Genomic DNA, 9,540 nt, shown 5'->3' on the forward strand with positions numbered 1-9,540 from the left:
CGGATTTCAGCCCTCGAGGAACGGCGCGATCGCCTCGGCCGCCGCATACCCCTTGCGGTACATGCGTTCAAGTCCTTCGAACGATTTGCTGAGCGTGGACAGGCCGCATAGATCGTCGGGCGCGAGAATCAGCACGAGTCCCTGCTCCTCGTAGCGCTTGGCCTGCGCCACCTCATCGTTGTAGGTCTGATAGCGGTTGAGCAGACGCTCCGCCGCCGCCGGCCACGAATGACGAAGGATGCGCGCCGGGGCGATGTCCTTGCGCTGCTCGCGGAGCACGTCCTTGAGTCTGGTAAGAATCAGCACGACGCGATCATAGCCGTCGTCCAGCGCCTTCTGCACGGGCACGGGATCGGCGATGCCGCCGTCGAAATACGGCACGCCGTCGATCATATACGGTTCGCATGCCACCGGGACCGCGCTCGATGCCTTCATGATGTCGAAGTCATCATAGTGCACGTCGGATTTGTCGAAGTATTTGGCGGAACCGTCGCGAGCGTCGCAGGCGACCACCGTGAATCCGGTCGGATTCGCCTCGAACGCGGCATAGTCCACCGGATATTCGCCGTCATGGTTGCTCAGCGTGCCGTACACGTAGTCGAGATTCGCGTAGTTGTGGTTGCGCACGAACGAGTCGAGGCTCGCGTACTCCTTGCGGAACGCGTATTCGGTGTAGAACTTGTGGTTGCGGCCGTGCTGCCCGGCGATGAACGAGACCATGTTCGCGCTGCCGGCCGAAACGCCGTAGCAATGGTCGAAGGTGATGCCGTCCTCCTGGCATCGGTCCATCACCCCCGCGCCGAAGATCGCGCGGAATCCGCCGCCGACGTCGATCAGCGCGGTTCTGTGTGCTCCCATGTCGTTGCCTCCTGTGGTGGTTGCTTCCGTAGTGGAGTGGCTGCTTTCCGTAGTGGCTATCGTAGCGATGATTGATGAACGGCGGCTGTCGGCCGATCGACCGATGAGCGGCTATGGCCGCAGCAGCAGGTCGCGCGACAGCTGTGCAATGCGCTCGCAGCGGTCGGAATTGTCGAGCGTCACCCCGCCGGCTGCGTTGTCTGGGGCAAGCGCGCCCAGCGATTCGAGCACGACGCCAAGATGGCGCACCGTGCCCTCGTTGCCGTCGATGATCGCCGTCGACGCGGGCAGCAGTTCCCGGAAATACCGGCGATAGAACACGAAATGCGTGCAGCCGAGCACCACCGAGTCGATCGCGGAAAGATCGTAGCGGTCGAAATACCCGTGCAGCGTGCGCATCACGGAATCGTGATCGTCCAGACGCCCCTCCTCAACGATGCTCACCAGACTCGGGCACGGCTGCGGATGCACATCGTTCGCTTCCTTGAATCGGTCCATCAGCGCGGCGAACTTGTGCTCTCGCAACGTCAGCGGCGTGGCGGCGACGATCACATGCTGCCGCTCATGCGTGCCGTCGGGTCGGTCGCCGCGATCGCAGGCCACTTTGAGCGCCGGCTCCATCCCGATGATCGGCATCGCATAGCGTTCGCGCAGCTCGTTGACCGCGGCCGAGGTCGCCGTGTTGCATGCGATCACCACCGCCTTGACGCCGCGGCGCACGAATCGCTCCATGATCGAAACGCTCAGCTCGCGCACCTGCTCCGGCGATTTCGTGCCGTACGGGGCGTTCGCCGAATCCCCGAAGTACAGCACCCGCTCATGCGGCATGTCGGCCACAATGCGCCGCACCACCGATATGCCGCCAAGCCCGGAATCGAATACGCCGATGGGAGCGCTTGAAGCCATGGTTCCTCCTTCATGATGCCGCCGCGAACGTGCGAATGGCCTGGCTCGGCAAGCGTGCGAGCGGATTGCCACGCGACGCTCGTGGACGATCTCCAGCCTACTCCGTTCGCCGCACGGTACAGTGGTGACATGAGCATTCCACAGGTTGTCTACAAAGCGCACGCCACCGGCAATGATTTCGTCGTCTACGACGACCCGGACGGCCGGTTCGAGCCGACCGAGGCCGAGGTGCGATGGCTGTGCGATCGTCATTTCGGCATCGGGGCGGATGGGCTGCTGCGCCTGACGCCGCCCCGGTTCGTCTCCGATCTCGACGAGGCCCGCGTGCGAGCCCTGACGCAGGGCGGAGCCGCATGGTTCATGGATTACCGCAACGCCGACGGCACCCTTGCCGAGATGTGCGGCAACGGCACCCGCGCCACCGCGCTGTTCGCGGAATTCCGCTCCATCGCCGATGGAGGCGAGCCGTGGCGGCTCGGCACGCGCGCCGGCGTCAAGACGCTGACCGCGCTGGGGGATGTCGAGCCATACGGGCGCAACGTGTTCCGCGTGGATATGGGAGCGTGGCATCTTGGGCCCCGCGACGCCTATGAGGTGCGCATTCCCGGCACAAGCGGCGCTGCACGCGGCACGTTCGTCGATATGGGCAATCCTCATGTCGTCGCCGTCGTTGAGGATGCGTTTTCGACGCTGCCGGGCGTCGACGAGCTGGATTTGGCCGTCAAGCCGGTCGTGTCGCCGGTGATCGACACCGATCAGAACGTCGAATTCGTGCGGGTGGACGACATCGACGAGACGACCGGCGTCGGCGAGGCGACGATGAGGGTCAATGAGCGCGGATGCGGGGAGACGCTGTCCTGCGGCACGGGACTGTGCGCCACCGCCGTCACGCTGCGGTCTCGCACGGGCATCGACCACTGGGACATCACGGTCCGTGGCGGCACGCTGCGCGTCGATGTCACCGATGGCGGCGTTTCGCTCACCGGCTCGGCGACGATCGTCGGCGAGGTGCGGCTGCTGGACCGGTGAGCGGCGGCGTTGCGCGGATTGCGGATTGTGCTATGTGGGTTGTGCTATGCGGATTGCGCTATGCGGATTGCGTTATCCGGGTTGTGGATTGCGCAATCCGCACAACGCTATGCGAAGATGGCGGCGCCGTCCTTGACGATGATGACCGCCGCTATGGCGAGAATCCACACGACGTCGACCATCAGATCGTAGTTGAGTCGATAGTAGGTGCGCAGCGCCTTGGCGTTGCGGGGAAGCCGCTGCACGGTGACGGTGGCGTGGCTCAGCGCGATGAACTGGATGGTCGTGGAGACCATGAGCAGCAGGCACCAGGGGCATAGGGCGTTGATGACGAACAGCGACTGGGTGGTGAGCCAGTAGGAGTAGAGGAGCGCGGCCAGTCCGCCGAACCAGGTGCAGACGGCGAACCATCGCGGCACTCGTATTCTCGCCAATCCGATGACGGCGATGGTGACGAATACGGATTCGGCGGCGATGCCGAAGAATGCGTTGGGATAGCTCAGTCCGCCGAATTTGATGATCTCCGCCTGCCACGATTCGGCGACGGTGCTGCACGAGAGCACGGCGTTGATATCGCAGTCGAGGACCGCCTTGGGGTTGCGCGCGAGATGGAGGGTCTCGGCCGACAGTACGAACGATACATAGAGCGCCACGGCGGAGGCGATGAGCATGAGCAGATACGTCCAGACGGCACCGTGCCTCCAGCTGGACCGTTCGTTCGGCTGATCGGTTTGGGGAAGCGGCGTCGCGTCCGTTGCCGTGTTTGCGGGGGTCATGCTCGTGGAGGCCGCGTTTGTGGATTTGTCTGCCGTTGTCGTGTCGTTGTGCTGTGCCATCGTTTTCGTCCAGTTCTGGCTCGGGGGATAGCTGGATCATGGCGATCGGTCCCGCCGTCGGCCGGGTGTGTAGTTTTCCGTTCCTCAGCTTACGATGGTCATATGACTCACACTTCGCGCATTCCATCATCCCCACCGTCGCATGGGTGGGATATCCACTGCCATACCGTGTTTTCGGATGGCACCGAAACACCTGAGACGCTGGTCGATCAGGCGCGGGCGTTGTCGCTCGATGGCGTGGGCATTTCCGATCATGACACGACCGCCGGCTGGCAGCATGCCGAGCAGGCTGCTCATGAGGCGGGCATGCCGTTGCTGCGCGGCACGGAGATCACCGCCGATGACGAGGGCATTTCGGTGCACATGCTGGCGTTCCAATACGATCCGCGCAGCAGGCATATCTGCGAATTGTTCGAGCGCACGCGCGCGTCGCGTCTGGAGCGCACCAAGCGCATGGTGGCGCTATTGGCGCAGGATTATCCGATTTCGTGGAACAGCGTGCTGGAGCAGGTGCGCGAGGGGGAGCAGACGACGATCGGCCGTCCGCATATCGCCGACGCGCTGGTTGCGGCCGGGGTGTATGAGAATCGTTCCGCGGCGTTCGCGGATGCGGTCAGCGCGACCAGCAAATACTATATTCCCACGCCGTCTCCGACCACGCATCAGGTGGTGAAGGCGGTGGGCGAGGCCGGCGGCGTGTCGATCGTCGCCCATGCCGGTGATCTGAGCCGCAACCGAAGCCTGATCTCCGACGCGCAGTTGGAGGCGCTGATCGACGAAGGCCTTGACGGTCTTGAGGTGTGGCATCGCGGCAATCCGCCCGAGCAGCGGGAGCGGCTGCTTGCCTTGGCCCGTGCGCACGGGCTTCTGGTGACGGGCGGCTCGGATTGGCATGGCAAGGGCAAGCCGAACCGGCTGGGGGAGAACCTGACCGACGACGACACGGTGGATGAGATCGTGCGCCGAGGTGCCATCCCGTTGTGGCGCTGAATCGGTGCGCTGCTGAACCGGTGTGCTGCGCCGGGGCGGCGTGTCGATAATGATGAAGCCTCCTGGGCGTTTGCCCGGGAGGCTTCGCTTATTTACAGAAGTCTGCGCCTCAGATCATCGGTATGCAGGATCTGTGATCTACAGTGCGCCAATGATCTACAATGCGCCGAAGATTTACAATGCGCCGAAGCCGACCGCATGCTTGGTTTCCGACCCGATGATCGCATAGCCGAGCGCGTCCGCCGGCACGACGATGCGCCGCCCCTTGTCGTCGGTGAGGTTGATGGTCTGATGCTCGGCAACGGCCTTGCCGATCAGCTCGTCGACCTCATCGGCGCTCTGGTCGGTGCTGAAGGTGACGGCGCGCGCCACGTTGCGGATGCCCAGTTCGATGTCCATTGTTCGCTCCTGTTCGTTGATCGGCCGTTGTGATCGGCGCGGTTGGTGCTGCCGGCGCTGTAGCGCCGCTGCTGTCTATTGTGCGTGTGCGATTGCCGATGACGGGCTTGGTTACGCCGTCGGCGTGTCGGTTGACGGTGCAGGGTCGTCGTCCGACGGGGATGTCTGCTGGTGCGTCTGCTGGTGCGCGGAAGGGTCGTCCAAGCCGCCGTGCGCGTCGCGCAATGCTCGTTCCTGACGCTCCTGCAACGGAATGACCATGGTCACCGAAGTGTTCGCCGCCGGCTCGTTGTCGTTGGTCTCATCCGCGAGTTCGTCGCCGATGCCGTCGGCAAGAGTGCTCGCATCCAGCCGGGGAACGATCATGGTCTCGGCGGTGCCTTGATGCAGGGTATGCGTCTGCGACGACGGGCCAGACGCGACATGGCCGGCATCATGGTGATTATAGTGACTGGGCGTGATGACGCCCTGCGCGTGAATATCAGCCGACCCGGTTCTGTCGGCATCGATCTGCTGCGCAGGGGATTGCGCCGCGGCGGTGCCGTGGCCGGTCGGAGCCTGTGTCTGCGTTTGCTCCCGTGCAGCGCGGCGGCGTTCGCTCTCGTCAAGCAGCGTGCCCACGGTGATGGTCGATGGCGGCTTGCGCGATGTCTGACCGGCATCCTGATGACGATCTCGGGTCTGTGCGCCGCGAGTGGTGGCCATGTCGAGCTGATGGGCGAGACGGTCGACCTGTGCCTTGAACTGCATGATGGCGACGCTGTCGGCACGATTCAGTGCCTGGATGAAATCGCCGACCTGCTCCATCTGCAGCCACAGGTTCGCGCGCAGCATGATCAGATCATCGAGACGCGAGCCCATCATCCGACCATATGCGGCGAGCACGGCGTTGCGATGGTCCTCGTCGAGCTTGGCGAAGATCCACGCAAGATCGCGGGCGGGATCGTTGACCTGCATGCCCTGCCAGTTCGTGATCGAGGTGATCGTCGAACCGGAGAACAGCAGATCACCCTCGCTGAATCCGCCATGCACCATCACGGTGTGGAACGACCATAGCCCCTCGGTGTCCAGAATGCGCGACCAGCTGTCGGTGATCTGCGTGGGAATATGACCCGCAGCGCGAAGTCGTGCGATCCAAGCGGTCAGCTGAGCGCGGATCTGCCCGGTGGTGAACGTGGGATAACCAGCCTGCGTAAGAAAATCGGAACGAAGCCGGTGAATGGCACCGATGGCCGTGCCGACGCTGGCACAGTCGTTGACGGTGAGCATATCGAGCGGTCGGGACTGGCCATCATGATGCGCGGTGACCATGACGGCGGTGTCGCCGGTTGCGGCATCGCTACTCGAGCCGTTCGCGAAAGCCAGCACCCGATCCATCGTGAAGCCCAGTCCTGCCGGCTCCCTTGCCTCGTCGAGCGTTTTCGCCGCCTTGACGCGTCGGGAAAGCCTCTCGCGGCCTTTGTCGGTATCGGACGCGTAGACGTCATAGAGGCGTCCGGCGGCGTCTTGGATCACGGCATGGTCGATGCCGACGGCGCGATCCGTGTCGTTGGCCAGACCGCTTGCGCGCACGCCGGCGACGGCGATGCCGGGCATGGCCGCGGATGCCAACGCGGCCAACGTGAAATAGCTTCGTTCAGTCACAGTTCAACACTAATACATGCGGTGGTTCGGCGTGTGCATGCACGTTCGTGTCGTGACGCGCCTGTGCATGGGGCGCACTCGCAGCCTGACTGCTCTTGTTGCCGACCCTCTCGTCGGAGGTTGCAGAAGGCTGTGATATCACTCGGGCAGTTGCGAGAGCCCACCAGCCCATGGTCGGCGATCATGATTCGGGAAACGAACGGCCATCTCCCGAATATCGTTCACTGGGATTGCGTCAGTGAACATTATTCGGGAATGCGACCCACTGCTCCCGAATGTTGTTCACTGAGCGGCTGTCAGCGATCGAAATTCGGGAGCAGTGGCCTCGATTCCCGAATTTCGATCACTGGAGAACGCCCCTCAACACCCTCACTGCATCTTTCGCGCCTATCGTGTGCATCACACGTATGCCATGCGGGCATCGTGTGCATGCAACGTATGCCGCGTGGACTGTTGCGTGTGCATCGTGTGCATCACACGTATGCCGTCGGATGCATCGTGTGCATGCAATGTATGTGTAGAGGCGCGAAACGCATGCCTCGTGTACGTCGCATGCACACGATCACGTAAACATACGTTCCATGCACACAATCAGCAGCGCCTTATGTACGTGCCATACACACGATCGACGACCCGACAAGGCCGGGAGTATCCTTCGCCCCCTCGATATGTACGCTCCATGCACACGATGATTGTTGTTCTCGTGTCGGTAGTGCTCGAAGTCTTGAACCTATTGTTCTTAACTCAGCCTGCGGATTCACGGGTGGCGCCGTGTGCGACACGCCCATGTGGCGTCGGATTTGCACTCTGGGAAATTACGGCTAGACTCTACTTCTTGTGCGCGGCGTTAAGCCGCACGCAAGCCATTCCTGCGTAGCTCAGTTGGCAGAGCATCCGACTGTTAATCGGACGGTCGCTGGTTCAAGCCCAGCCGCAGGAGCTCATCCGAGGCCGTCGGCGTGTCGCCGACGGCCTTTTTGCTGTCCCGGTCATCCGCAAGGCCACGCCGACGCCGGCCTGTCCCGCCGCGCCCGCGTGCGCGTCATGAGCAGCGCGAGATGCTACGTAACGTTGATGTCAATCGTGACCGTCAGCCGAACGTGACTTCCTATGCGCGACAACACATCCATGAACCCGTCCACGCCGCTCGCCACATCAGGCTCCATGACTATGAGGGAGATCGCATCGGCCGGCCCTGTCTCCACGCCCACCAGACAGACGCACGGGGGCGAGCCTAGCGTGAAGGGCAACATCACCGAGGCCGCCGCGCTCGTGAGCACGCCCGCAAGAAAGCCGCATGTTCGCTGGCGTGCCCGAGTGGCGTGCGAGGGGGTGTGCTGCTCATCGTTTCTATTCTCATCATTCATCCATGATGTTCCCTTCCTATAGGGGGTGAGGACGGTGCCGCTCCACATAGCGCGGCCCCGTGACGCATCAGACTTCGGGATGCGTCCGCAACCAGTGTCACACCGTTGCGCGCGGACCGCGGGCCGCACGGTCTCACTTTTTTGGCGCACCCCGAACACCACCCCCGTACGCCGTCCCGTACACCACGCCGAGGCCCGCGAGACCAGCGGAAGCATGCGACAATGGGACCAACAAGAAACCCCGCATGGCCATGCGGGCAAGAACGTCGGAGCGCACGGACGCGCACGGAACAATGAAGGAGCACCCCAGATGAACACCAGCAATAATCCGGTTCCCTTGCCGGACGGCACCCCGCTCGACCCCGACCACGATCCCGCAACGCCCGTCACGGCCGCACGGCGGCGGCCGCGCTGGATCGTGCCATTGGCCGCTGGGCTCGCGCTCCTGCTCACGGCGGGTGGCGGCGGGTACGCGTGGTGGCGGCACGACACCCGTGTCCGGCAGCTCGCCCAGGCGCAGACCGGCTGCGAGCAGCAATACGACAAGGCAAACAGCGCCAAGGCCGCGTACGAGCGGCTGGTCTCATCCACCGACATCCAACAGGCTCTCGCCGTCACCGGCAAACAGGTCGAGGACGCCACCGTCCTCGCCGCGTTGAAGACCAGCACCAGCACCGGCCTCGACCGGCCCGTCCCATGCAAGCAGGACGCGACCGCCGACGAACTGTCTGACACCGCGGCGGCGAACCGGAGGATCGCCGCCGCCTACGAGAACGCGGCCAGGGACGTGCGCGACCAGGCGGACGCGATCATCCAGGCGCGGGACGCGAAGACCCTCAAGGACGCGCAGACCCGACGAGACGAGAAGACCAAGACGGCGCAGAGGCTCCTCGACTCGTCCAAGGGCAAGGTAGCCGACGACAAGACGAGAACCGAACTCGCCAAGGCCATCCAAACCGCGCGGGACGCCGACACCGCCAGCAAGATCGACAAGACCCTCACCAGCCTCGACCAGGCCAGCAACAAGGTCAACAAATCCATCAACGAGAAAACCACGGCAGACAGGAAGAAAGCCGAACAGGAAGCCGCCGCCAAAGCCGCAGCAGCACAAGCACAAGCCCAAGCACAGGCACAGGCACAGCAGTCGTACACACCCACCTACACACCCACCTACACACCCACATACACGCCGCAGCAGACCACACCCCAACAAACCACGCCGCAGACCGGAGGCACCGTAGGAGTCTGGGGCGGCTCAAACTGCGAACGATGGGGAACCTGCACGAAGCCCGGAGACGAAGTGGAAATCTCCGACGCCATCGGCTGATGTCAACACACTGTTTAACTAGTTAACTATCTATATCAACAATACCTAACATACCAGTATTTACCAATATAGATAGTTAACCAGTTATAGACTCGCTGACCGATTGAGATCGATCGGATTCCAGAGGGGACCGGAGGGGGAATAACATGGCGACACTACACGATCACAATGAGGGCAAGCTGGC

Annotated in this window: 9 protein-coding genes and 1 tRNA gene; 4 read left to right on the forward strand and 6 right to left on the reverse strand. The window is 63.1% G+C overall.

Translation table 11 applies throughout. From position 1 onward, the window contains the following. Window positions 1-6 precede the first annotated feature (6 nt). Both EHS19_RS07085 and murI read right to left on the reverse strand, forming a co-directional pair. Window positions 7-858 carry a patatin-like phospholipase family protein gene (locus tag EHS19_RS07085; protein ID WP_151917075.1) on the reverse strand — a complete coding sequence of 284 codons (852 nt, stop codon included), beginning with the start codon at window positions 856-858 and terminating at the stop codon, window positions 7-9. 111 nt (window positions 859-969) lie between these two features. Next, entirely contained in the window at window positions 970-1,764 is a 795-nt protein-coding gene (gene murI / locus EHS19_RS07090; RefSeq protein WP_151917076.1) for a glutamate racemase, read from the reverse strand. Window positions 1,765-1,893: 129 nt separating this feature from the next. Between murI and dapF the strand changes: the two genes are divergently transcribed. Further along, the gene (dapF, locus tag EHS19_RS07095) at window positions 1,894-2,793 is read left to right on the forward strand and encodes a diaminopimelate epimerase (protein ID WP_151917077.1); all 900 of its coding nucleotides are present in this window, start codon (window positions 1,894-1,896) and stop codon (window positions 2,791-2,793) included. 107 nt (window positions 2,794-2,900) lie between these two features. Here the strand turns inward: dapF and EHS19_RS07100 are convergent, their stop codons facing one another. Next, entirely contained in the window at window positions 2,901-3,569 is a 669-nt protein-coding gene (locus EHS19_RS07100) for a vitamin K epoxide reductase family protein (RefSeq protein WP_151917086.1), read from the reverse strand. A gap of 162 nt (window positions 3,570-3,731) precedes the next feature. Between EHS19_RS07100 and EHS19_RS07105 the strand changes: the two genes are divergently transcribed. After that, entirely contained in the window at window positions 3,732-4,619 is an 888-nt protein-coding gene (locus EHS19_RS07105; RefSeq protein WP_151917078.1) for a PHP domain-containing protein, read from the forward strand. A gap of 174 nt (window positions 4,620-4,793) precedes the next feature. Here the strand turns inward: EHS19_RS07105 and EHS19_RS07110 are convergent, their stop codons facing one another. After that, window positions 4,794-5,018, reverse strand: a complete 225-nt coding sequence (locus EHS19_RS07110; protein ID WP_151917079.1) for a DUF3107 domain-containing protein — start codon at window positions 5,016-5,018, stop codon at window positions 4,794-4,796. 111 nt (window positions 5,019-5,129) lie between these two features. Beyond that, window positions 5,130-6,614: a phosphotransferase gene (locus tag EHS19_RS07115; RefSeq protein WP_241677141.1), complete on the reverse strand. Its 1,485-nt coding sequence runs from the start codon at window positions 6,612-6,614 to the stop codon at window positions 5,130-5,132. Window positions 6,615-7,529: 915 nt separating this feature from the next. On the opposite strand from EHS19_RS07115, the gene EHS19_RS07120 reads away from it, so the two are divergent. After that, window positions 7,530-7,602 (forward strand) — tRNA-Asn (locus tag EHS19_RS07120). Between the two features lie 121 nt (window positions 7,603-7,723). On the opposite strand, the gene EHS19_RS07125 is transcribed toward EHS19_RS07120, so the two are convergent. Next, window positions 7,724-8,029 (reverse strand): hypothetical protein, encoded by a 306-nt coding sequence (locus tag EHS19_RS07125; protein ID WP_151917080.1) that lies wholly within the window; start codon window positions 8,027-8,029, stop codon window positions 7,724-7,726. 310 nt (window positions 8,030-8,339) lie between these two features. Here EHS19_RS07125 and EHS19_RS07130 point away from each other — a divergent pair, with 310 nt between their 5' ends. After that, window positions 8,340-9,356 carry a hypothetical protein gene (locus EHS19_RS07130; protein ID WP_151917081.1) on the forward strand — a complete coding sequence of 339 codons (1,017 nt, stop codon included), beginning with the start codon at window positions 8,340-8,342 and terminating at the stop codon, window positions 9,354-9,356. The last annotated feature ends 184 nt before the right edge of the window (window positions 9,357-9,540 follow it).

The sequence above is a fragment of the Bifidobacterium jacchi genome (assembly GCF_009078285.1).
In the GTDB taxonomy this organism is placed as follows: domain Bacteria; phylum Actinomycetota; class Actinomycetes; order Actinomycetales; family Bifidobacteriaceae; genus Bifidobacterium; species Bifidobacterium jacchi.

Coding starts and splice junctions, on each gene's coding strand:
- dapF (WP_151917077.1), top strand. CDS start 1,894: ATGAGCATTCCACAGGTTGTCTACAAAGCGCACGCCACCGGCAATGAT.
- EHS19_RS07125 (WP_151917080.1), bottom strand. CDS start 8,029: ATGAATGATGAGAATAGAAACGATGAGCAGCACACCCCCTCGCACGCC.
- EHS19_RS07130 (WP_151917081.1), top strand. CDS start 8,340: ATGAACACCAGCAATAATCCGGTTCCCTTGCCGGACGGCACCCCGCTC.
- murI (WP_151917076.1), bottom strand. CDS start 1,764: ATGGCTTCAAGCGCTCCCATCGGCGTATTCGATTCCGGGCTTGGCGGC.
- EHS19_RS07105 (WP_151917078.1), top strand. CDS start 3,732: ATGACTCACACTTCGCGCATTCCATCATCCCCACCGTCGCATGGGTGG.
- EHS19_RS07110 (WP_151917079.1), bottom strand. CDS start 5,018: ATGGACATCGAACTGGGCATCCGCAACGTGGCGCGCGCCGTCACCTTC.
- EHS19_RS07085 (WP_151917075.1), bottom strand. CDS start 858: ATGGGAGCACACAGAACCGCGCTGATCGACGTCGGCGGCGGATTCCGC.
- EHS19_RS07100 (WP_151917086.1), bottom strand. CDS start 3,569: ATGACCCCCGCAAACACGGCAACGGACGCGACGCCGCTTCCCCAAACC.
- EHS19_RS07115 (WP_241677141.1), bottom strand. CDS start 6,614: ATGCCCGGCATCGCCGTCGCCGGCGTGCGCGCAAGCGGTCTGGCCAAC.